General features: G+C 59.9%; 19 protein-coding genes. 11 read left to right on the top strand and 8 right to left on the bottom strand.

Going from position 1 to position 23795, the window contains the following annotated elements:
- Positions 1-85 precede the first annotated feature (85 nt).
- Together L901_RS17265 and L901_RS17260 are read left to right on the top strand one after the other, a co-directional pair.
- Positions 86-682 carry a TadE/TadG family type IV pilus assembly protein gene (locus tag L901_RS17265; protein WP_003524373.1) on the top strand — a complete coding sequence of 199 codons (597 nt, stop codon included), beginning with the start codon at positions 86-88 and terminating at the stop codon, positions 680-682.
- Complete coding sequence (locus tag L901_RS17260; RefSeq protein ID WP_059759006.1) at positions 679-1272, top strand: TadE/TadG family type IV pilus assembly protein; 594 nt, start codon at positions 679-681, stop codon at positions 1270-1272. Before L901_RS17265 ends, L901_RS17260 begins: the two co-directional genes overlap by 4 nt.
- Positions 1273-1311: 39 nt before the next feature.
- On the opposite strand, the gene L901_RS17255 is transcribed toward L901_RS17260, so the two are convergent.
- The 3 genes from L901_RS17255 to L901_RS17245 form a co-directional block, all read right to left on the bottom strand.
- Positions 1312-3081: a sulfite reductase subunit alpha gene (locus L901_RS17255; RefSeq protein ID WP_082710691.1), complete on the bottom strand. Its 1770-nt coding sequence runs from the start codon at positions 3079-3081 to the stop codon at positions 1312-1314.
- On the bottom strand, positions 3078-8579 hold the full coding sequence (locus L901_RS17250; RefSeq protein ID WP_059759000.1) for a glutamate synthase-related protein: 5502 nt from the start codon (positions 8577-8579) through the stop codon (positions 3078-3080). Before L901_RS17250 ends, L901_RS17255 begins: the two co-directional genes overlap by 4 nt.
- 406 nt (positions 8580-8985) lie before the next feature.
- On the bottom strand, positions 8986-10314 hold the full coding sequence (locus L901_RS17245) for an MFS transporter (protein ID WP_059758997.1): 1329 nt from the start codon (positions 10312-10314) through the stop codon (positions 8986-8988).
- A gap of 306 nt (positions 10315-10620) precedes the next feature.
- Here L901_RS17245 and cyoA point away from each other — a divergent pair, with 306 nt between their 5' ends.
- The 9 genes from cyoA to L901_RS17200 all read left to right on the top strand — a co-directional run bounded on the left by cyoA (position 10621) and on the right by L901_RS17200 (position 19531).
- Positions 10621-11694, top strand: a complete 1074-nt coding sequence (gene cyoA, locus L901_RS17240; RefSeq protein ID WP_031234366.1) for a ubiquinol oxidase subunit II — start codon at positions 10621-10623, stop codon at positions 11692-11694.
- A 76-nt stretch (positions 11695-11770) separates the two neighbouring features.
- On the top strand, positions 11771-13774 hold the full coding sequence (gene cyoB / locus L901_RS17235; protein WP_003524365.1) for a cytochrome o ubiquinol oxidase subunit I: 2004 nt from the start codon (positions 11771-11773) through the stop codon (positions 13772-13774).
- A 6-nt stretch (positions 13775-13780) separates the two neighbouring features.
- Positions 13781-14407, top strand: a complete 627-nt coding sequence (cyoC, locus tag L901_RS17230; RefSeq protein ID WP_003524364.1) for a cytochrome o ubiquinol oxidase subunit III — start codon at positions 13781-13783, stop codon at positions 14405-14407.
- Positions 14407-14802: a cytochrome o ubiquinol oxidase subunit IV gene (gene cyoD, locus L901_RS17225; RefSeq protein ID WP_003514416.1), complete on the top strand. Its 396-nt coding sequence runs from the start codon at positions 14407-14409 to the stop codon at positions 14800-14802. The genes cyoC and cyoD overlap by 1 nt, the downstream gene beginning before the upstream one ends.
- Before the next feature lie 278 nt (positions 14803-15080).
- A complete protein-coding gene (locus L901_RS17220; RefSeq protein WP_059758994.1) occupies positions 15081-15842 on the top strand; it encodes an SURF1 family protein in 762 nt (253 codons plus the stop codon).
- A 113-nt stretch (positions 15843-15955) separates the two neighbouring features.
- Positions 15956-17176, top strand: a complete 1221-nt coding sequence (locus L901_RS17215; protein ID WP_059758991.1) for a phosphopentomutase — start codon at positions 15956-15958, stop codon at positions 17174-17176.
- Positions 17173-18150: an adenosine deaminase gene (locus tag L901_RS17210; RefSeq protein ID WP_059758988.1), complete on the top strand. Its 978-nt coding sequence runs from the start codon at positions 17173-17175 to the stop codon at positions 18148-18150. The genes L901_RS17215 and L901_RS17210 overlap by 4 nt, the downstream gene beginning before the upstream one ends.
- 95 nt (positions 18151-18245) lie before the next feature.
- Positions 18246-18875 carry a uracil phosphoribosyltransferase gene (gene upp / locus L901_RS17205; RefSeq protein ID WP_003524359.1) on the top strand — a complete coding sequence of 210 codons (630 nt, stop codon included), beginning with the start codon at positions 18246-18248 and terminating at the stop codon, positions 18873-18875.
- Positions 18876-19009: 134 nt separating this feature from the next.
- Complete coding sequence (locus L901_RS17200) at positions 19010-19531, top strand: TIGR02281 family clan AA aspartic protease (RefSeq protein WP_059758985.1); 522 nt, start codon at positions 19010-19012, stop codon at positions 19529-19531.
- On the opposite strand, the gene deoA is transcribed toward L901_RS17200, so the two are convergent.
- The 5 genes from deoA to L901_RS17175 are packed head-to-tail and all read right to left on the bottom strand — an operon-like array spanning position 19524 to position 23793.
- Positions 19524-20840, bottom strand: coding sequence for a thymidine phosphorylase (gene deoA, locus L901_RS17195; RefSeq protein ID WP_082710689.1), 1317 nt, complete (start codon positions 20838-20840; stop codon positions 19524-19526). The genes L901_RS17200 and deoA overlap by 8 nt on opposite strands.
- The gene (gene deoC, locus L901_RS17190; RefSeq protein WP_059758980.1) at positions 20837-21610 is read right to left on the bottom strand and encodes a deoxyribose-phosphate aldolase; all 774 of its coding nucleotides are present in this window, start codon (positions 21608-21610) and stop codon (positions 20837-20839) included. The genes deoA and deoC overlap by 4 nt, the downstream gene beginning before the upstream one ends.
- A gap of 2 nt (positions 21611-21612) precedes the next feature.
- Positions 21613-22413 carry a purine-nucleoside phosphorylase gene (locus L901_RS17185; RefSeq protein ID WP_003524354.1) on the bottom strand — a complete coding sequence of 267 codons (801 nt, stop codon included), beginning with the start codon at positions 22411-22413 and terminating at the stop codon, positions 21613-21615.
- Positions 22413-22802 (bottom strand): cytidine deaminase, encoded by a 390-nt coding sequence (locus L901_RS17180; RefSeq protein WP_003524353.1) that lies wholly within the window; start codon positions 22800-22802, stop codon positions 22413-22415. The genes L901_RS17185 and L901_RS17180 overlap by 1 nt, the downstream gene beginning before the upstream one ends.
- 19 nt (positions 22803-22821) lie before the next feature.
- Positions 22822-23793, bottom strand: coding sequence for an ABC transporter permease (locus L901_RS17175; protein ID WP_059758977.1), 972 nt, complete (start codon positions 23791-23793; stop codon positions 22822-22824).
- Between the last annotated feature and the right edge of the window lie 2 nt (positions 23794-23795).

Genomic DNA, 23795 nt, shown 5'->3' with positions numbered 1-23795 from the left:
CTGAATTTAAACATCGGGTGGTTATGGTCCGCAACAAATTCAACGGTTGCGCTTGCCGCATATTCTTAGAGATCGATATCGCCTCATGCGACTGGCCAGACTGAAGCCATTGCTGGAAAAATTCGGAGTCTCGCGCGACGGGACAGCGGCTATAGAATTCGCGATACTCGCGATCCCCTATTTCCTCGTCGTCTTTGCGATCATCGAGACCTTCATCGCCCTGATGGCGGAACAGGTCGTCGCCAATGCCACCGAGAATATGGCGCGGCGTCTGCGCACCGGGCAGATCAGCAGCTCGATTTCGAAAGAGGATTTCCGCAAGAGCTTCTGCAATGAAGTTTCGGTGATGATCACCTGCTCAGCGGATGAAATCCAGAAAGAACAGAAGCTCTATATCGACCTTCGCTCCTTTACCGCCTTCAAGGATATTCCGACCACGATACCGCTGAAGGCCTACGGCGAATATTACGATCTCGACACCGCCCAATTCGGCTTCAAGCCGGGCGGGCCGGAAACCATCAACATGTTGCGTGTTTATTATCGCTGGCGTGTGGTTGCCGATATCATCCGGCCATACCTGACAAAAATACGTCCGGCCGATGGATCGATGCCCTCACATTTCCTCATCGTCGCGACAAATGCGTTCATGAACGAGAAATACATCACAGGCGGGGGCTCATGATGGCAGGGCTGGTGTCCGTTGCGGCAAACGGCAAACGACGCCTGATGGCGCTCGTTTCACGCTTTGCCAAAGATCGCCGAGGCGTGGGCGCGGTGGAGTTCGCGATCCTCTTTCCGATATTGCTTGCGCTTTATCTGACCTCTTTCGAATTGACGATCGGATACAACACCTACAAGCGGGCAAGCAGCGCCGCAGCCTCCATCAACGATCTGATATCGAAAACAGGGTCCGTCGATAAAACCTATCTCGCGGGCATGCAGGACGTCGCAGCCGCCGTGTTTGCGCCCTACAGCACCAAGGGTCTGCAGCTGAAGATCAGCGGCATCAAGATCGACGCGCAAAAACAGGCGAAAATCACCTGGTCCTGGGATGAGAAAAATCTGAGACCCTATGCGGTGGGTTCACCGGTCGCCGTTCCGACACGCCTGCTCGTGGAAAACAGCTTTCTCATCCACGTCGAACTTTCCATCCCGCATGAATTGCTGATGTTCATGCCTGACGTTGCCTCGTCCGGGGTGAAGTCGATCACGATCGGCCGGGAGTATTTCTTCAAACAGCGCGACGCCGAGACCGTCTGCACCAATTGCTGAACCAATCGGTGCATCAGGACGGTCTCGTCATGGCAATCGTTAGTAGACGTCGCGCAGATAACGTTTTTCGCGCTTCAGCCGGTTCACGTACTCGCTTGCCGCCTCGGCGGAGATGCCGGCCTCATCGCTGATGATGTTGTGCAGGGCATCATCGACATCCTTCGCCATACGGGTCGCGTCGCCGCAGACGTAAAAGTAACCGCCCTCTTCAAGCCATTGATAGAGCGCCTTGCCGTTCTGCCGCATGCGGGTCTGGACATAGATCTTCTCCGCCTGATCCCGCGAGAAAGCGAGGTCGAGGCGCGTCAACACGCCATCGCGGCTCATGTCGCCAAGCTCGTTTTCATAGATGAAATCCGACTGCCGGTGCTGGTCGCCGAAAAACAGCCAGTTTTTGCCGTTTGCGCCTCGGGCTTGCCGTTCCTGCAAAAAAGCCCGGAAGGGCGCGATGCCCGTGCCCGGTCCCACCATGATCATAGGCGCGTCATTGTCCTGCGGTACACGAAACGCCTTGTTCGGCGAGACGAAAATCCCGGCACTCTGCCCGGCCTCCACGCGGTCGGCGAGATAGGTGGAGCATACGCCGCCACGCTCACGGCCCTCGGCGCGATAACGCACGCTGGCGATGGTCAGATGCACGCTGTTTTTTGCAACCAGCGGGCTGGAGGAGATGGAATAGGCGCGATGTTGCAGCGGCTTCAGGAATGTCACGAATTCAGCAACATCGAATAGCGGCTTTCCGCCGAGATTGATGAGGTCGAGAATATCCTTGCTCCAGAGAAAGGCGGCCAGCTGCTCCCTGTCTCCGTTTGCGAGAATGTGGCTGAGTTCGTCATGCCCCGCCCGCTTGCCGATTTCGGCGACGAGTTCGCGCGAGGGCGTCGATATCTCGAACATGTTGTAAAGCGCATCGCCGACCGGCCGGTCCAGCCCGGCGATTTGACTGTCCGCAGCCGCTCCGAAGTGTTCCAGCAGCGCGCCGGCCAGTTTCGGATCGTTCAGGGGCACGACGCCAAGAGCGTCACCCGCCTCATAGTCCAGGCCGCTTTCGCCGAGATCGAATTCGTAGTGACGAATTTCCTTGGACGAGCCGGGGCCGGACAGGCGACGATTGACGCTTACCTCAGCCGAATAGGGATTTTTGCGGCTCCATCCCTGTTTTGCCCGCACGGGTGGCTCGGCGATGTCGGGCATGGTGACAGATGCCGTGCTGCCGCCATCGACAGCAAGCGCGAGCGGCAGAGCCTCGCCGATCCATGCGGCGGCGGCATCTTCGAAGTCGATATCGCAATCGATACGCGTCTTCATGCGCTTGCCGCCGAGTTGTTCGAACCGCGTATCGATAAGCTTGCCCGCCTGGCAGAAGCCGTCATAGCCGGTATCGCCGAGCGCGAGCACGGCAAAATTCACCTCGTCCAGACGCGGCGCGCTGTCAGCAGCGAGTGCTTCCCAGAAAAGCTGGGCATTATCAGGCATTTCACCTTCGCCATAGGTCGAGGTGACGACGATGACCCGTTTCATGGCGCCGAGACTGTCCATCGAGACATCATCGAGTGCCGTCACCACCGGCTGCATGCCCTGCGAGCGGGCGGCGGCGGCAATATCCATCGCCAGCGCCTCCGCATTGCCGGTCTGGGTGCCGAAGAGAATATTCAGCACACTGGCCGCCGCCCTGGGAGCAGCGGCGGCAACCGATGTCTCCAGGCCGATGGCGGCACGGGAATGGAGCCCCGCCAGAAAACCGGAAAGCCATGCGCGCTGATCACCGTTAAAGGGCGCGTCTTCGGGAATATAAGGTATCTTCATCATGCTGCCCTGTGGCTGGATGCGGTGGCGAGGTCAGGGATGGCGCGGGCTGCGAAAAGCTCCTCAAAGCCCGGCAGACGGCCGATCTTCTCGATGTTTTTCCGGTTCTGCTGAATGATCCAGCCATAGGTGCCGGGGCTGTCCACCGACCAGATGTTCCTGCGCGCCAGCGCCTGCTTGTAATCGTCGAGACGCTTGGCGGCGATCATCACCGCAAGCTGTTCATCGCTATGGTCTGAAAGCGCCTCGCGCGCATATTTCAGCAGCCGCTGCATCAGCGCATAATCTTCCGTGAGGATGAGATTGCGCACGGCTTTTTCAATGGCCGGGTCGGAAGGACCTGACGCCATCGGCACCCGCTGCATGGCGATGGCCTGCGCCATGCTCAACACGGTATAATTGTTGAGCAGCGCATACATTTCCTCGGTATCCGTCTCGCCATAACCCGGCACCGTTCCGTTCAGGACGGCCTTGCGGTCGCGATAGGCGAGCTTGAACTTGCGCAGTTGATGAGCGGCAAGCGCGGATGCCAGTTCCTCCAGCAATTCCTTGCGGGGCTTCGCCTTCAAAATCTCATCGCTATCCTGATAAAGCAGCAGGGCGCGTGGCATACCATAGACGAAATTATGCTGTTCGCTTTCCCAGTTTTCCAGAAGCCATGCCGCCTTGGCCGAACCGGTCTCCGCGACATGCCAGGTCAGAAGCTGGTGGATGGCCTGATTATGAATTGTAGCCTGTTCATCCTCACCGGTGATCGCCCCGAGTAGGATGGAATCATGGCTGACCTTCTTCGGCAGATCGCCATAGGGATCGTACTGATAAACGAAACCGCCACTCATGCCGTTGCCGAAACCCTTGCCGAAGCTGCCGAGATTCAGCACCGCGCCGTTGGTCATGTATTCGCAGGCGAAATCACCCACGCCTTCGACGACGGCAGTAGCGCCGGAATTACGCACCGCGAAACGGTCACCCGCCTGCCCCTCCACGAAGGTCCGACCGCCGGTGGCGCCGAACAGCGCGAAATTGCCGACCAGCACATTGCCGCCCGCCTCTTCCGATCCACCGCCGGGGGAGCGCAAGACGATGGTGCCGCCGCAGGCGCTTTTGCCGACGCCGTCATTGCAGGTGCCGGTATGGACCATGACCATGCCGTCATTGCAGAAGGCGCCGAAAGACTGCCCGGCGGAACCGGACGTATCGATGCGCACCGAACCCGCCTCCAGGAACCGACGACCACGGCTGTCCCGCTTCACGGCCGGCAGCGCATCCGCCTCTTCGTCGGAAAGCTCATGGTTCAGCATACGCTCGATATCGACGGCAAGCTGGCCACCGACGCTCTTGTTGCAATTGTTGAGAAAACGATTGCCGCCAAGCTCGATGTTCTCGCGCCTGCTGTCGACCAGGGCCGAGCGCACGAGTTCGATGAAGGCATCGTCCAGTGCAAAGTCCTTTTCCATATAGACGGGGCTGTCGATCTTCACCTCTTCGACCACGGCAAGCATTGCCCGGAGGTCAAGCTGGCCGACGCTCGCCGGATGATCGAGGAGATGAAGAAGATCGGAACGGCCGCGTGCCTCCCGCAGCGAGGCAACCCCAAGCCCGGCCAAAATCTCGCGCGTTTCATGGGCAATGTTCATGAGATATTGTGCCAGCGCCCGCGGATCGCCGTTGAAGGCTTCCTGATTGGTGGTGAGACCGGCCGGGCACTTGATGTTGCAGTTCTTGGCCATGACACATTTCAGCATCATCAGCGCCGTCGTGCCGAATTCGAAACTGTCGCCGCCGAGGAGTGCTGACTTCACCACGTCGCTTGCCGTCTGGTGCGCGCCGGAGCAACGCAGCAGCACCTTGGCGCGCAGGCCGGTGGCGCAAAGCGCCTGATGCACCTCGGCAATGCCGATCTCCGCCGCGCGGCCGGTATATTTGAGGCTGGTGACGGCCGCCGCGCCCGTGCCGCCGGTATTGCCGGCGACATTGATGACATCTGCACCCGCCTTGGCGACGCCGACCGCAATCGTGCCGATGCCTTCCGACGAGACCAGCTTGACGATGACCCGCACGCGCGCTGCCTTGGCGTCATGGATGAGCTGGGCCAGATCTTCGATGGAATAGGTATCGTGATGCGGCGGCGGCGAGACGAGTTCGACACCCGGCGTGCCGCCACGCGCGGCGGCGATTTCCACCGTCACCTTGGGAGACGGCAACTGCCCGCCCTCACCCGGCTTTGCGCCCTGGCCGATCTTGATCTCGATTTCCTCCAGCATCGGATCGGCAAGATAACCGGCCCAGACGCCGAAACGGCCGGAGGCGAACTGCTTGATGCGCGAGGCGCGGATGGTGCCGTAACGGGAAATATGCTCGCCACCCTCGCCCGAATTCGACATGCCGCCGACCATGTTGGTGCCATGGGCGACCGCCTCATGGGCGGCGGCGACGAGCGCGCCGTGGCTCATGGCGCCCGATGCGAGGGTTTTGGTGATCTCGCTCGCCTTCTGAACGGCATCGAGAGGAATGCTTTCCGGTGCAGTGCGGATAAGCGAGAGATAGGCGGATGCTTCACCCTTTGCCTGAACCATGAGCGCGCCGCCTTCCAGCCAATGGCCTGGAATATCCGCGCCGAAACGGTCAAGCAGCGACTGGCCGAGCGCGGCAAGCCGGGCAAGCTCATGACCGTGCGGGCCGGTCAGCTGCAGCCGGAATGCGCCTTCGCCCGCTTCCTCGCAGCGCAATCCGCGCACCATGAAGCTGTTATTGCCCTGCCGGGAAAAACGGCCCATTTCCCGACGGAATTCTTCCGCGGAACCGGCGAATGTCACATCGGCCGGCAATTCCAGAACATCGCGCAGGGCGGCGGGGCGGCGCGCCCTTTCTTCCGTCATCATGCGGGCGAAAGCGCGATAACCGGGCGTTACCTCGAATTTGTCGATGGCGTCAGGTGTCAGACGGTCGAAGCTGTTGTGATAATAGACGGCATCGTTGAGACCGAACGCATCTTCGAGCCGGTTGAGCGGCAGGAGACGCAGCGCCTCCTCGTTTTCGGTTCCCTTGTCGAAACCGATCTTTTCCTCCGTCATATCCACGAAACCGCGTACCGCCGTCGTGCCATAGGAATGGCCGGCGCCTTCCGCGCGCTCCTTGAAGAGACCGAGCAGCGGAATGTCGTTTTCGCTCTTCACGGACAGCGCCTTGCGGTGCCAGTCCGCCACGGCCTGCGCGATGACGGCGAAGTTGACGCCGCCAACCGGGGTCTTCACATTGGGGAAATAGCGCTTGAGCACCGCATCGTCGGTGTCGAGGAAATTCGGTTCGAAGAACTCGCCGCCGATATAGCTTTCCGCCGTACACAGGCCCACCTTGCCCATGGTCTTCATCAGCGACTTTTCCGCCGCCTTGGCAAAACGCTTGAAGGCCTTGTCGGCATCGGCACCGAATTTCTCCTCGGCGCGGAACTGCACGCCAAGCGGATAGACGGCAGAAGCGCCGAAGCCGAGGCCGGCTGCTATGTGATGCGAGGAAGAAAACTGGCCACTTTCCACGATCAGGGAAATGCGCAGCCGCAGACCTTCCTCGATCAGCCGCTGATTGATGGCGGAAACGACCATGATCATCGGCAGAGCGGCGCGGCCTGCCGAGACATGCCGGTCGGTGATGACAGCGATGCCGCCTTCCTCTGCCGCGAAAGCCACAACCTCATCACAGAGGCCATCAATTGCCTGCCGCAGGGCCGTTTCATTGGCCTCCGCAACATCGAAGACCGGCGAATAGAGCATTTCGAAACGACGAAGGGGCGTCTCCGACTGTTCGCGAATACGCAGCATATCGAGATGGGTCAGGATCGGAGAGCGCACGACGATCTGGCGGGCCTTCTTCGCGCCGCTGTTCGGCTTCGCACCGAGGGCCACACGCAACGTCATGCCATCGGCCTCACGAATACTGTCGAGCGGCGGATTGGTGACCTGCGCGAAACGCTGTGAAAAATACTTCGCGACGCCGCCTTCCTGATCGGAAAGCGCGTTGATGGCATTGCCGTAACCCATCGCCGAAATCTTTTCCGCGCCGGAGGCAAGCATCGGGTCCATCAGGAACTTGAAGCTTTCCTGATTATGCGAATAGGCGACATAGCGCTGGTGCCGTTCCAGATCGCCGTTGTAACGAAGCGGCGAGCCCTGCTTCTCCGCCGGCACTTCCGGCAGATCCTCCAGCATGACACGGGCTTCACGCAGCAGGGATGAATAATCGCGGCGCGAGGCGAGCAGTTCCAGCGCCTCGACGGTGGAAAAGGCGCGGCGTTCTGCATGGTCGTAATAAAGCATGCCGCCCGCCTCGATGCGGCCGCGACGGATGACGCTTTCCGCCGGAAAGGCGATCTGCCCGGCTTCCGACATGACGCAGAGATAATCTTGCGTCTCGACGGTGCGCAGCGGGCGCAGGCCGAGGCGATCGAGCCGCGCGCCGATGATGGTGCCGTCGCCGAAGATCAGCGCGGCCGGGCCGTCATTCTTCTCCTCATAAAGCGAGAAATATTCCAGCATCGCCTTGACGCCCGGTGACAGGGTATCGTCATTTTCCCAGGCTGGCGGCATCATCGAGACCACGGCGGTGACGAGGTCGAGACCGTCTTCCATCACCCGCGCCTGCAGGGTCTGGTCCAGACGGCAGCTGTCCGACTGGCCCTTCGGGCGGATGATGCTGGCATTCTTCGCCAGCGCCACGGCCGCTTCCGACAGTCGGTTCTTCTTGTCGGTATTGAGTTCGCCATTATGCGCCATCAGGCGGAAGGGCTGCGCCATGGAGGGATGCGGATCGGTATTGGTGGAGAACCGCGTGTGGAAATACATCGTATGCACTTCATGGCGCGGATCGGTGAGGTCGCAGAAATAGGGCATGACCTCATGGGAGTTCAGACGCCCTTTCAGAACCTGCGTGCGGGCGCTGAGCGACAGCGGATAAAAGCCGGCGAGTTCCGGCACCGTATAGGCAAGCGCCTCGATGGCGAGCAGCGCCTTGTGGATGCGCCAATCAAATTCGGCGAAGGTTGCGCATTCGGCCGGAGCCGAAAAGACCCATTGGCGGATCGGCAACTGGTAAGGGATGGCGGCGGGACGGATGGCCGCATCATTCACCGGCACATCGCGAACGAGCAGGATTAAAAAGCCCTGCTCTTTGAGGGCGTTTGCGATGATACCGACCGCGTCGCCGTGGAAAGCCGGATTTTGCGGCAGAAAAAAATTGCCGACGCCGAACCGGCCGGCCTGCAAGCCGGCCTCACCGGTCAGTTCCCGAAAGAAGGAAAGCGACAAATCCAGCGACACGCCGGCACCATCGCCGACACCTTCCGCCGACATGCCGCCGCGATGCGGCACGGCACAGAGAGCCTCATGGCCGCGCTTCAGCACATCATGCGTCTGCACGCCGTCCTTGCGGGTGATGAAACCGACGCCACAGCTGCTTTTTTCAAAAGCCGCATCGTAAAGGCCGAATTTTTGCTCCGTCACACTCAAGGCACTCTCCTCTCGTTGCGCATTTCGCGCGGCATCGCCCTCTTTCCCGAAACCCGGCGCGTCAGCCGGCACTCTGCGGGCGGAGCCGCAGGCGACCTGGCTGCTCCTCATTCTTCTGCTTATCGGCGTTTAATGGCGCGAACGGTCGTTTTGCGGCCGTCAAACGGCTTGGCGGCAATGGCCGCTTTTTCGCAAATAATGATCGTCGTCGTTCGCATCGCGTTCCCTGATGGCCGGCTTTCCGGCGGTGAGATACACTGAATTACGTCAGTATTCCTTACATAATATTTCATGATCGACCGAGTCAAGATTAAAATCGACCCGGCGCAATAAAAAAACAAAAACGCCGCGAAATCCGACAGGATTCCGCGGCGCGATGGCTGCAGAGATTTTTAAATTGCCCGGATCACTCTGAAGGCATGTCCAGCGTGCGGCTGAACCAAAGGGCAATCAACGTGCAGAGCGCACCCGACATCAGGTAAATGCCGACTGCGAAAAGGCCGAATTTGGACGAAAATCCGAGCGCGACGAGCGGCGCGAAACCGGCGCCGATCAGCCAGGAAATATCCGAGGTGAGCGATGCGCCGGTATAGCGGTACTCACGGCTGAAGCGGGAAGCAAGCGCGCCGCCCGCCTGCCCGAAGGACAGGCCAAGCAGAGAAAAGCCGATAAGCACAAAGAGATAACGGCCAATATCGCCGGAACCAAGAAGAACCGGCGCAGCCAGACTGAAAAGGCCGATCAGCACCGCTGCGATGGCCAGAAGCTTCCGCCGGCCGATCCTGTCGGCCAGAATACCGGAGACCACGATCATTCCGCCGGCGATGATGGCGCTGACGAATTGCACGAACAGGAAGTCCGAGACACGCTGGCTGGTGTTGAGCGAAACCCAGCTCAGTGGGAAGACCGTGACAAGATGAAAGAGCGCGAAGCTTGCCAGCGGCACGAATGCCCCCGTCACCACGACCGGAAACTGCGAGCGCAGCATCTTGAACATGGGGCGCGGTTCCAGCTCGTGCTGTTCGAGCATGGCCTGGAATTCCGGCGTCACGATCATGCGCAGGCGGGCGAAGAGCGCGAGAACATTCAGCGCCAGCGCCACGAAGAACGGGAAACGCCAGCCCCAGGCGAGGAATTCCGCATTGGAAAGCTGTGTCACGAAGACAATGAAAAAGGCGCTGGCGAGACCGAAGCCCATGGCCGCACCGATCTGCGGCATCATGGCGTACCAGCCGCGCTGTTTCTGCGGTGCATTCATGGCGAGCAGCGAAACCAGACCGTCCCATGCGCCGCCAAGCCCAAGGCCCTGGCCGATGCGGAATACCGCCAGAAGACAGGGGGCAAGTATGCCCGCTTCCGCATAGGACGGAAGAAAGCTGATCGCCATGGTGGAACCACAGAGCGTGAAGAGGGCGGCCATCAGCTTCACGGCGCGCCCGAATTTGCGGTCGATCTGGAGGAAGATCAGCGAGCCGATCGGCCTTGCGATAAAGGCCAGTGAGAAAACCGCGAAGGAATAAAGCGTCGCCGTCAGCGGATCGACGAAAGAAAAGAAGACGTGGGGGAAGACGAGAGCGGAGGCGATGGCATAGATGAAAAAGTCAAAGAATTCCGTCATTCTCGCAAGAATGACCGCAATCGTGATGCGATCCGGATCGACCTTGACGGGACCGGCCCCATTTCCGTTCGCCTCCGGCGCCTGCCCAAAGGATGGAGCAGCATTCGTATAACTCATAATATCCCTCCTGCGTCATGGACGAACCATTTCCTGTAACGCGCCGGCTCCTCTTCCGTTGCGTTACGATGCGACGGATTGTCACACGCACCCTACGTAACGTCAATTGAAGTTTGGCAATAAAGGGTTGCCCAGTCAGCCGACCATGCGATAATGCACGCGCTCCGTCCTTAAACGCAGCTCTGCCCGAGACATGGTGCATCGCGAAGGTTTCGCTGCACCGCGACAATATACCTCATTTGAAAAATGATGTTCGGCAATTATTCGCGGCATAATCCAAACTGTACGAGTTCAAAGAACGTGCGCATGATCAAAAAACTCCCGTCCGCCCTTCTGGCAATCCCGGCTCTGCTGCTGCTCAGCGGCTGTAACCTCGTGGTGATGAACCCTTCGGGCGACGTCGCCATCCAGCAGCGCGATCTTATCATCACGTCCACGGTCTTGATGCTGCTGATCATCGTCCCCGTCATCGTCCTGACGCTTTTCTTCGCATGGAAGTATCGGGAATCGGCAAAGGCCGAGGATTACGATCCCGAGTGGCACCACTCCACGCGCCTTGAAATGGTGATCTGGTCGGCTCCGGTCGCCATCATCCTGATGCTCGGCACGGTCACCTGGATTTCCACGCACCGTCTCGACCCCTATCGCCCGCTGGAGCGTATCGACGAGAACCGCCAGGTGACCGCCGATGTCAAACCGATCACGGTGGAAGTGGTGGCCATGGACTGGAAGTGGCTGTTCTTCTATCCCGAACTCGGCATTGGCAGCGTCAATGAATTCGCCGCTCCGGTCGATGTTCCGATCAATTTCAAGATCACCGGCACGACGGCGATGAACTCCTTCTTCGTTCCCGCGCTCGCCGGCCAGATCTACGCCATGGGCGGCATGCAGACCAAGCTGCACGCCGTCATCAACAAGGAAGGCGTCTATGACGGCTTCTCGGCCAACTTCTCCGGCCCCGGCTTCTCCCACATGCGCTTCAAGTTCCACGGCCTCAGCCAGCAGGGCTTCGACCAGTGGGTGGCGAAGGCGAAAGAAAGCGGCAAGGGCTTCGGCCGTCAGGAATATCTGGAATTCGCCAAGCCTTCCGAACGCGAACCGGTACAATATTTCGCTTCGGTCGATCCCGAACTCTACAGCGCCATCCTCAACCGCTGCGTCGAGCCCAACAAGCTCTGCATGCGTGACATGATGCATATCGACGCCAATGGCGGCGGCGGCAAGGAAGGCATCGATATCGCCAAGGCGCTGAACTCCGTCGTCTGCACGCCGCTTGCGCCCTTTGGCGTCGCCAGCGGTCCCCAATCCACTCCGGCTGCGCTCGAAGGACAGACTTTCGAGCCTGCGGCGCTGCCGGAAACGAAACAAGTCGCTGGCTGACGGATACGTCCCGGCATTATGCGGCGCGGCCAATGGCTGCGCCGATCTTATGTCTTAGAATCGCAAGAGGCTAAAAATGATCGTCAATTCCGATCAAACGTCGTTCCTGTTCGGGAAGCTGACATGGGAGTCCATCCCGCTTCACGAGCCCATTCTTGTCGCGACCTTCGCGGCCGTGGCTCTGGGCGGTATCGCCGTCGTCGGCGCCCTCACCTATTTCCGCCTCTGGGGCTATCTCTGGAATGAATGGTTCACGAGCATCGATCACAAGAAGATCGGTATCATGTACATCATTCTGGCGCTGGTCATGCTTTTGCGCGGTTTCGCCGATGCCATCATGATGCGCGTCCAGCAGGCGATCGCGTCTGGCGGATCGGAAGGTTACCTTCCGCCGCACCATTACGACCAGATCTTCACGGCCCACGGCGTCATCATGATCTTCTTCATGGCCATGCCGATGATCACGGGTCTGATGAACTTCGTCGTGCCGCTGCAGATCGGCGCCCGCGACGTTTCGTTCCCCTTCCTCAACAACTTCTCCTTCTGGATGACCACGGCCGGCGCCGTCATCACCATGATCTCGCTGTTCATCGGTGAATATGCGCAGACCGGCTGGCTGGCCTATCCGCCGCTCTCCGGCATCGATGGAAGCCCGGGTGTCGGGGTCGATTATTATATCTGGGGTCTGCAGATCGCCGGTGTGGGAACGACGCTTTCGGGCATCAACCTGATCGTGACGATCATCAAGATGCGCGCGCCTGGCATGACCATGATGCGCCTGCCGATCTTCGTCTGGACGTCGCTGTGTTCGAACATCCTGATCGTGGCTTCCTTCCCGATCCTGACCGGCACGCTCGCGCTTCTCACCCTCGACCGTTACGTTGGCACCAACTTCTTCACCAACGATCTCGGCGGCAATCCGATGATGTATGTCAACCTCATCTGGATCTGGGGCCATCCCGAAGTCTACATCCTGGTGCTGCCGGCCTTCGGCGTCTTCTCGGAAATCGTCTCGACCTTCTCCAACAAGCGCCTTTTCGGTTATGCCTCGATGGTCTACGCCACCGGCGTCATCACCATCCTCGCCTATATCGTGTGGCTGCACCACTTCTTCACCATGGGTTCCGGCGCAAGCGTGAATGCCTTCTTCGGCATCACCACGATGATCATCTCGATCCCGACGGGCGCGAAGATCTTCAACTGGCTCTTCACCATGTATAAGGGCCGCATCAAGTTCGACGTTCCGATGCTCTGGACGATCGGCTTCATGATCACCTTCGTCATCGGCGGCATGACCGGCGTTCTCCTCGCCGTTCCGCCGGCGGACTTCGTGCTGCACAACTCGCTGTTCCTGATCGCCCACTTCCACAACACCATCATCGGTGGCGTCGTGTTCGGTGTGCTTGCGGGTATTGTCTACTGGTTCCCGAAGGCATTCGGATACCGGCTCGATCCGTTCTGGGGCAAGCTGTCCTTCTGGTTCTGGTTCATCGGCTTCTATTTCGCCTTCATGCCGCTTTATATTCTCGGCCTGATGGGCATCACCCGCCGTATCAGCCAGTTCGAGGATAATTCCCTGCAGATCTGGTTCGTGATCGCCGCCTTCGGCGCCTTCCTGATCGCGCTCGGCATCGCCTCCTTCGTCATCCAGCTCATCGTCAGCTTCCTGAAGCGCGACAAGCTGCGTGACGTGACCGGCGACCCCTATAATGGCCGTACGCTGGAATGGTCGACGTCTTCGCCGCCGCCCGCCTACAACTTCGCCTTCACGCCCGTCATCCACGATGTCGACGCTTGGGCGGATATGAAGAAGCGCGGTTACAACCGTCCCAAGGAAGGCTTCATTCCGATCCATATGCCGAAGAACACCGGCGCGGGCGTGATCATCAGCGCCATCAGCGTGGTTCTCGGCTTCGCCCTGGTATGGCACATCTGGTGGCTTGCGGCTCTGTCGATGCTCGCCATCATCGCGGTCTCCATCGCCCATACCTTCAACTACAATCGCGATTATTACATTCCGGCTTCCGACGTTTCCACGGTCGAAGCGGAACGTACCAAGCTGCTCGCGGAACAGGCGTAACGGAACATGTCTCATACACCTGCACAAAGCGTCGACGGCGCTGAACCACCGGTCTTCTACCTGAAGGAAGACCATCACCCGGAGAACGGCACCTCGCTGGGCTTCTGGCTCTACCTGATGAGCGACTGCCTCATCTTCGCGACGCTGTTTGCCACCTATGCCGTTGTCGGCCGCAACTACGCGGCCGGCCCTTCCGGCGCCGACCTGTTCGACCTGAAGCTGGTGGCGATCAATACCGGCTTCCTGCTTTTCTCCTCCATCACCTATGGCTTCGCCATGCTGGAAATGGAAAAGCAGAAGGTAAAGGCCACGCTGGTCTGGCTGGGTGTGACCGGCCTTTTCGGCCTCGCCTTCCTCGCCGTGGAACTTTATGAGTTCCATCACCTGATCGCGGAAGGCGCGGGTCCGCAGCGTTCGGCGTTCCTGTCGGCCTTCTTCGCGCTGGTCGGCACGCACGGTCTGCATGTCACCTTCGGCATTATCTGGCTCGTCACGCTGATGTTCCAGGTCGCCAAGCACGGCCTTATCGCGGCAAACAAGCGCCGCCTGATGTGCCTGTCGATGTTCTGGCACTTCCTTGACGTCATCTGGATCGGCGTCTTCTCCTTCGTTTACCTCATGGGAGTTCTTTGATGAGTTCCGAAGCACACGCACATCACGACGCGCATGGCGACGACCATCATCACCATGATGGTGCGAGCCACGGCACGTTCAAGAGCTACATGATCGGCTTCGTCCTGTCGGTCATCCTGACGGCGATCCCCTTCTGGCTGGTCATGGGCGACGTTCTTGAAAACAAGACTCTGCTGGTCATCGCCATCATGGGTCTCGGCGTCATCCAGATCTTCGTGCACATGATCTACTTCCTGCACATGGACACCAAGTCCGAAGGCGGCTGGACCTTCATGGCGCTGATCTTCACCGTCGTGGTGCTCCTGATCACGCTCTCCGGCTCGCTCTGGGTCATGTACAACATGAACAAGAACATGATGCCGCTACACATCGAAGATGTGAAAAACCTGCCCTGAGCAGCAGAGACCTACGGCCTGCCGGGTTTCCGGCGGGCCGCCTTCGCGCCAACACATAACCCCATGAATCCTGGTGCGATTTATGGGGTTATTTGCTGGAAGAAGCGCATGCGGGTGCTAGAGTTTTTTCGCTTTTCTTCGAATCGCGAAAACACTCTAACTCTTTGTTTTGGCGCATTTCCGGACGGAAAACCGGGTTCCACTTTTCCTGGAAATACTCTAGGAAACCCGCCAAAGCAGACTGGTCTCTGCCGGGCGCGCTTCGCAAGGACCGTGACATGAGCGAAACCACACCCCATAATCGGCGCATCCGCCCTGCGGCCATCGTCGTCCTGTTCCTGACCGTTGTTCTGACGGGTCTGCTGCTCGCGCTCGGTACTTGGCAGGTCAAACGCCTTTCCTGGAAACTCGATCTCATCGAGCGGGTCGAAGCCCGCGCCCATGCCGATCCCGTCGACGCCCCTGCCGTCAAAGAATGGCCGGCGCTCGGCGATCCGGCGGAATACGAATATCGCCGTGTGAAACTGTCCGGCACCTTCCTCAATGACAGGGAGGTTCAGGTCTATACGGTCACGGACCTCGGCCCCGGTTACTGGGTGATGACGCCGCTCAAGCGGGACGATGGCTCCAGCATCATCGTCAATCGCGGCTTCGTGCCGTCCGACAGGCGCGACCCGTCCTCCCGCCAGGAAGGCGAACCGACCGGAAACGTCGAGATCGTCGGGCTGATGCGCGCGCCCGAGACCGGTGGGCTTTTCCTGCGCACCAACGATCCGGCAAACGGCCGCTGGTATTCCCGCAACATTCCGCAAATCTCGCAGGCATCGGGCCTTTCCGATGTCGCGCCGTTCTATGTCGACGCCGATGCGACACCCAATCCGGGCGGCCTGCCGGTCGGCGGCAAGACCATGCTCACCTTCCCCAACAACCACCTCTCCTATGCCGTTACGTGGTATATTCTGGCGGCGATGGTGGTGGCTGCGGGGTGGTATGTCCTGCGCAACCTCAACGCCCCCAAACCGAAACGGGACGAGGACTAAGCAGCCGGTTTTACCGGATGGTTCATAAAAGCACTTCCTTCTTCATGTTTTGCTGATCTATAACGACAGTTCGGCCTGACATTGCCCGTCGGCGCATTTTGTTTCGGTGAGTTATGGCAAGAGCATTTCTTCTCGTTCTGGATTCCTTCGGCGTCGGCGGCGCACCCGACGCGGAGCGCTATGGCGATCTTGGCGCAAACACGCTCGGCCATATCGCGGAATTCTGTGCAGCGGGCGCTGCCGACAAAGCGGGGCTTCGCTCCGGTCCGCTGAAACTGCCGAACATGTGTTCGCTCGGCCTGCTGGAGATTGCACGGCAGGCAAGCGGCGACATTCCCGCCGGCATGGAACCGCCGGAGCGCATTTTCGGCCTGCACGGTTCCGCCAGCGAAATCTCCAAGGGCAAGGACACGCCGTCCGGTCACTGGGAGATCGCCGGTACGCCCGTCACCTTCGACTGGGGATATTTCCCCACGGAAGGCGACGCCTTTTCTCCGGAACTGGTGGAGGCGATCTGCAAGGAGGCTAATATTCCCGGCATCCTCGGCAATTGCCATGCTTCCGGCACCGAGATCATCGCACAGTTTGGCGAAGAGCATATCAGGAGCGGCAAACCGATCTGCTACACCTCATCCGATTCCGTTTTCCAGATCGCCGCGCATGAAACGCATTTCGGTATGGAGCGGCTCATCGCGCTCTGCGAGACGGTACGCAAGCTGCTCGATCCGCTGAATATCGGCCGCGTCATCGCCCGCCCCTTCATCGGCGAAACGGTGGCGACCTTCGAACGCACCGGCAACCGCCGCGATTTCTCCGTTCTGCCACCGGAGCCGACCCTGCTCGACAGGCTTGTGGAGGCCGGCCGAAAAGTGCACGCCATCGGCAAGATCGGCGATATCTACGCCCATCAGGGCGTCTCCCGCATCATCAAGGCAAATGGCAACAGCGCCCTGATGGATGCGACGTTGCAGGCTATCGATGAGGCCGAAAACGGCGATCTCGTCTTCACCAATTTCGTCGATTTCGACATGCTTTACGGCCATCGTCGCGACGTTGCCGGTTACGCCGCCGCCCTTGAGGCCTTCGATGCGCGAATCCCCGAAATCCATCGCAAGATGGCGCCGGGCGATATCGCCCTTCTGACCGCCGATCACGGCTGCGACCCCACCTGGCGGGGCACCGACCATACGCGGGAAAGGGTGCCGATCATGGCATTCGGGCCGGGAATTCGCTCGCGCGATGTCGGCATCCGTTCAAGCTACGCCGATATCGGCGAAAGCATCGCCCACCATCTTGGCATCGAGGCCGGTTCTCACGGCAGGAGCTTCATTTGACATCGCATTTGCTGAAAGCGGAAATTCACTGCCACATCGAAGGTGCGGCCCCGCCCGCCCTCGTCGCTAAACAGGCTGAGAAATACGGTATCGACACCAGAGGTTTTCTGCGGGACGGCCAATATGTCTGGTCGGATTTCGCCGAATTCATCCGTTGTTACGATGCGGTGGCGCAGGTGTTCAAGACGGATGAGGACTATGCCATCCTGACTGAGACCTACCTGACCGAACTCGCCGAAGCCAATACGATCTATAGCGAACTGATCATTTCGCCCGATCACGGCGACCGCATCGGGCTCGGTGCCGACGCCTATCTAGCCGGCATTGCCGAAGGCATCCGCATCGCAAGGGAAAAGACGGGGATCGAAACCCGCATCATCGTCACCGGTGAGCGCCACTTCGGCCCGGAGCGGGTGATCGCCGCGGCCGAATATGCGGCACGCGCCCAACATCCGCTGGTGACGGGCTTCAACATGGCCGGCGAAGAGCGCATGGGCCGCGTCGCCGATTATGCACGCGCCTTCGACATCGCCCGCGATGCCGACCTTGGACTGACCATTCATGCCGGCGAGGTTTGCGGACCGGAAAGCGTTGCCGATGCGCTCGACCTCGTCAAACCGTCCCGCATCGGGCATGGCGTGCGCGCCATCGAAGATGCCGGTCTTATCGCCCGGCTGGCCGAGGCGGGAACGGTTCTGGAAGTCTGCCCCGGCTCAAATATCGCACTCAACGTCTATCCCGATTTTGCCAGCCACCCGCTGAAAGCTCTCAGCGACGCCGGGGTGCGAGTGTGCATCAGTTCCGACGATCCGCCATTCTTCTTCACGTCGCTTGCACGGGAATATGCGCTGGCTGCGGATGAGTTCGGCTTCAGCGATGCCGAGATCAACCGCATGACGCGGACCGCACTGGAATGCGCCTTCGTGGACGAGGCAACACGCGCACGACTGCTTGCGAAACTCGATGGCGCCTGAGCCCGTTGTTGACAGGGTAAAACCGCGAAGAAGGCTTGCGAAAAGCGCGCTTTCGGTGAATTACAGGGGCATAAGATAAAAGGAAGGCCAGTTTCATGGACGGCGTCACAGTCATTGAACATCCGCTGGTGCGGCACAAACTTACCATCATGCGTAAGAAGGAAACCTCGACGGCCGGCTTCCGCCGCCTGCTCAGGGAAATTTCGACGCTGCTCTGCTATGAAGTGACGCGTGACCTTGAGATGACGATGGAAACCATCGATACGCCGCTTGAAACCATCGAGGCCCCCGTGCTCGAAGGCAAGAAGCTGGTTTTCGCCTCCATCCTGCGCGCCGGCAACGGCCTCCTGGAAGGCATGCTCGAGCTCGTGCCTTCGGCGCGTGTTTCCCATATCGGTGTTTATCGCGATCATGACACGCTGGAAGCTGTCGAATATTACTTCAAGGCTCCGGAAAGCCTCGATGCGCGCCTTATCATCGTTGTCGATCCGATGCTGGCAACCGGCAATTCCTCCATCGCCGCCGTTGAGAAGCTGAAGGAGCGCGGTGCGAAGAACATCCGCTTCCTGTGTCTGCTGGCAGCGCCCGAGGGCATCAAGAATTTCCGCGAAGCGCATCCCGATGTGCATATCTACACCGCCGCCATCGACAGCCATCTGAACGAGAAGGGTTATATCGTTCCCGGTCTCGGCGATGCCGGCGACCGCATGTACGGCACCAAATAACGCCGTTCATCATCGCTTAACCGTTTGAGCCATTCGCCGCCTCCACCAGCGGCGAATGGCTTTTTATTTTAAGATTTCAGCATGTTTTGCGTCTATTCTGGGCAAGAACAACCTGCCCCTGGAGGAGCAAAGACTTGCTGACGCGCGCGATTTTCCTGCTTGTTGGTCTTTCGGTCGGTGCCACGCAAATTCCGGCGCTGGTGGAAAAGTTTCAGCCGCGCCCGGAAGCAAGCATCGAGAAAGCGGAAGTCAGACCCGAAGCAGCCAAACCGGAGCCCGTTTCGCTGGGCGGCGTCAATCTGAAAGCGGATGCCCGCGGCCACTTCAACGCTACCTTCCGCATCAATGGCAAGTCCTTCGACGGGCTTGTCGATACCGGCGCTTCCATGGTCGCCATCAACGAGACGATTGCGCGCCGGCTGGGTTACGGCGTCAACAGCCTCGATTATAAATATGCGATTTCAACGGCCAATGGCCAGACAATGGCCGCCTATGTGAAACTCGACCGGGTGGAGATCGGCGCTATCCGGGTTCAGAACGTCAACGCCATGGTGCTGAAGGACAATGCGCTCGGCAACATGCTGATCGGCATGAGCTTCCTGAAACAACTATCGTCCTTCAAGGTATCGGGCGGCGAGATGCGGCTGGTCAAGTGATCCGCTCAAGAACGGGCGCACCAATCTCCGGCACGCTGTCAGCAATTCCGTAGCAGGCCGCTACCCTTTTCACCGCACGTTCCGCATCGTCCCTGCAAGCGGCATGGACAATGGCGATCGGCTCGCCCTTTTCCACTTTCGCACCGAGCGGCAGAATATCCGAGATACCAACAGAAGGATCGATCGTGTCTGATGGCTTTCTTCTGCCGCCGCCAAGTTCGACGACAACCATGCCAAGATCGCGCGTGGTGCAGGAGGCAAGCAAACCGCTGTGCTCCGCCAGAACCGGAAGAATGACAGGCGCCGACGGCAGATAACGGGACGGATGCTCAACGAAATCCGATGGACCGCCCAGTGCCGAAGCCATCCGTGCAAAGATTTCCAGCGCCCGGCCGGAGGACAGCGCAGCTGACGCCAGCGCCTCTCCTTCCGTCAGCGTGGCTGCCTTTTGCGCCTGCACCAGCATTTCCGCCGCAAAGGACAGGACCACCTTTTCAAGACGGGTGCCGGCCTTGCGACCGGCCAGAAAATCCAGACAATTGATGATTTCGACCGCATTGCCGGCAGCATCGCCAAGCGGCTGGTTCATGTCGGTTATCAGGGCGGTTGTCGGCAGGCCTGCGCCATTCGCCACATCGACCAGAGCGCGGGCCAGATTGCGGGCATCCTCAACGCTCTGCATGAAAGCACCGCTGCCGACCTTCACATCCAGAACCAGCGTCTGCAGCCCGGCTGCAAGCTTCTTCGACAGGATGGAGGCCGTGATCAGCGGTATGGAATCGACCGTCGCGGTCACATCGCGAATGGCATAAAGCCGTTTGTCGGCGGGAGCGAGATCGCCCGTCTGGCCGATGATGGCGCAGCCGACCGTCTTTACCGTCCGGCGAAACAACGCCTCGTCCGGCATGACGTTGTAACCGGGGATCGCTTCCAGCTTGTCCAGCGTGCCGCCGGTATGGCCAAGGCCCCTGCCGGAAATCATCGGCACGGCGAGACCGCAGGCGGCAACGATGGGGGCGAGCATCAGGGAGACATTATCGCCGACGCCGCCGGTGGAGTGCTTGTCCGCCACCGGCCTGCCGAGATCGCTCCAGGACAGAACCTCACCGCTGTCGCGCATGGCGAGTGTCAGCGCCACCATCTCATCCCGGTTCATGCCGCGAAAGAACACCGCCATGGCAAAGGCAGCCGCCTGCCCTTCCGAGATGCCGTCTTTCGAAAGCGCTTCTATGAAAGCGGCAATCTCCCGAGGCTCAAGTGACAGGCCATCGCGTTTGCGCCGGATGATTTCCTGCGGGATCAAGCTCAATACCCGCTGGCGGCCTTGGCAGGCTCGCCGCCGGCCAGCACGTTCAGCACATCATCGAGAACACCGGAAGCCCCGAAACGGAAGGTGGACGGCATGGCCCAGTTGGGCGCCATGATGGTTTCCGCAAGCCTGAGGTAAAGCGTGGCGTCCTCCACCGTGCCGATACCGCCAGCGGGCTTGAAGCCCACCTTCTGCCGGCTGTCGCGGATCGCCTGCAACATGATGTCGGCTGCCTCCAGCGTGGCATTGATGGCAACCTTGCCGGTCGAGGTCTTGATGAAATCGGCCCCTTCGGCAATGGCGAGTTCGGATGCGCGACGGATCAGCGCCTTGTCCTTTAACTCGCCGGTTTCAAGAATGACCTTGAGCAACACGGGTGCAACGCAGGCCTTGCGCACGGCGGCCACCATGGTGGACACAGCCGTTTCATCGCCTGCTATGAATTTGCGATAGGGAATGACCAGATCGATTTCGTCAGCGCCGTCGCGAATTGCCGCCTCGGTTTCCGCAATCACGGCCGCGATGTCGAGATCGCCCGAAGGAAAATTGACGACCGTGGCGATGCGGATAGCATGGTCTTTTCCGAACGCCGCACGCGCCTGCGCCACGAAGCGCGGCCAGATGCAGATCGCGGCCGTATTGCCATATTCCGTATGCGCCCGCTGGCACAGAGCGGCGATCTGCTCGGGCGTGCAGTCTTCCTTGAGATTGGTCAGGTCCAGCAAGGACAGGGTGAGGGCAGCCGCTTCGCGCGGACGCTGGAGTTCCATGGTCACGCTCCTCCTGCGATCATTTCCTTCAGAATGGCGGCAAGCCTCTTGCCACCCACGGGAGCCATATCCTTGGTTTCTTCATGGCTCAGTTCCGCGCCGGTCATGCCGGCACCGTAATTGGTAATAACCGATGCGGCGGCGACGCGCATCCCGAAAAAGCGCGCAAGGATGACTTCCGGCACGGTAGACATGCCAACTGCATCTGCTCCCAGCAGCCGCGCCATGCGGATTTCCGCCGGCGTTTCGAAGCTCGGGCCGGAAAACCACATATAGACGCCGCCGAACAAAGGCACTGTGGCGCGGATGGCCGCGTTGCGCATGGCAAGCATCAGATCGGGATCGTAAGCGGTGGTCATGCCGACGAAGCGGCGGTCGCTTTCCTCGCCGATCAGCGGGTTCATGCCGGAATAGTTGATGTGATCGGTGATCTGCATGACCGAGCCGGGCGGCATATCCTGCCTGACCGAACCTGCCGAATTGGTGAGGATGAGCGACTGCACGCCAAGACCGGCCAGCGCTCCGATGATCGCGCGCATGGCGGACGGATCGCCCTTTTCGTAATAATGCACCCGGCCGGAGAGCATCATGACCGGCTCACCACCAAGATAGCCCGCCACCAGCTCGCCCGCATGGCCGGAAACGCCGCTTGCGGGAAAACCGGGAAGTTCGGCATAGGGCACCCGGATCGGGTCGCTAACGTCTTCCACCAGCGAACCGAGACCCGAGCCGAGGACGATGGCGACGCGCGGCATCAGGCCGTTCAGGCGCTCCACCAGAATATCGATCAGCATATCCGGCATCAGGGCAGCTCTGTCTTGAAGCTGAAGGGCAAAAGCTCTTCCATGGTCATGACCTTCTGCACGCCGGTTTCGTCGCAGAGATAGACTTTCGTGTCCGGCGTGGCAAATTCGGCGATCTTCTGCCGGCAGCCGCCGCAGGGTGGGCAGAGAGCAAGTTTTTCGGCGATAACGGCGATTTCGCTGATCTTCTTCGCCCCACCCATGATCATGGCGCTGATGGCGGAAGGTTCAGCGCACCAGCCCTGCGGGAAGGAAAGATTCTCGATATTGGCGCCCTTGTAAATCTTGCCGTCTTCGGCGCGGATCGCCGCACCGACCGGAAATTTCGAATAGGGCGCATGGGCAAAGGCCATGGCCTCCACAGCTGCCTCGAACAGGGCATGGGACATCGGGTCTCGGGACATGGATTTAACGCTCCTTCGCATAGGCAACGCCACCGGCCTTGGGGGGCTTGGCGACGCCGATGAAACCGGCAAGCAGGATGCAGGTCAGAATATAGGGCATGGCCTGGAATATCTGCACCGGCACCTCGCCGATACCGGGCACGGATTTACCCTGCATGAAGTTGGCGAAGGCATCCAGAAAACCGAAGAGCAGGCAGGCGAACATGACCGGCACCGGCTTCCATTTCGCGAAGATCAGTGCTGCTAGCGCGATATAGCCCTTGCCGGCCGACATGTTGGCGATGAAGGCCGCCGACTGCGCAACGGCGAGATAGGCGCCCGAAAAACCGCACAGGAAACCGGCAACGATGACGGCGCGGAAACGCATCCATGTCACCGAAATGCCGGCCGTATCCACCGCGCCCGGGTTTTCACCCACGGCACGCAAACGCAGGCCGAAACGGGTGCGGTAAAGCACCCACCAGGACAGCGGCACCGCCAGAAAGGCGAGATAAGTGAGGATATTGTTGCCGGAAATGACATTGGTATAGAGCGGGCCGATGAAGGGCACCTCGCGCATCGCATCCGCACCCGGCAGGATGATCGGCGCAAAACGGCCCTCTGCCGGCAATTGCGGCGTGCGGCCGCCCTGCCCGAACCACGCCTGCCCCAGAACCACCGTCAGGCCGGCGGCGATGAAGTTCAGCGCCACCCCGGATACGATCTGGTTGCCGCGGTTGGTGATGACGGCAAAACCATGCGTGAGTGAGAAGAGGATCGAGACAGCAATGCCCGCAAGCAGACCAGCCCATGGATTTGCCGTGAGATAGGCGACACAGGCGGAAGCGAAGGCCGCCGCCAGCATCTTGCCTTCAAGGCCGATATCGAACACGCCGGCGCGTTCGGAAAAAAGCCCGGCAAGTGCGGTGAAGAGAAGCGGGATGGTGAGACGAACGGTCGAGCCGAGGATGCTGACCAGCATATCGAAGAAATCCATAT

It is taken from the genome of Agrobacterium sp. D14 (genome assembly GCF_001526505.1).
In the GTDB taxonomy this organism is placed as follows: domain Bacteria; phylum Pseudomonadota; class Alphaproteobacteria; order Rhizobiales; family Rhizobiaceae; genus Agrobacterium; species Agrobacterium leguminum.
This window is presented reverse-complemented; position numbering and strand designations above follow the sequence as displayed.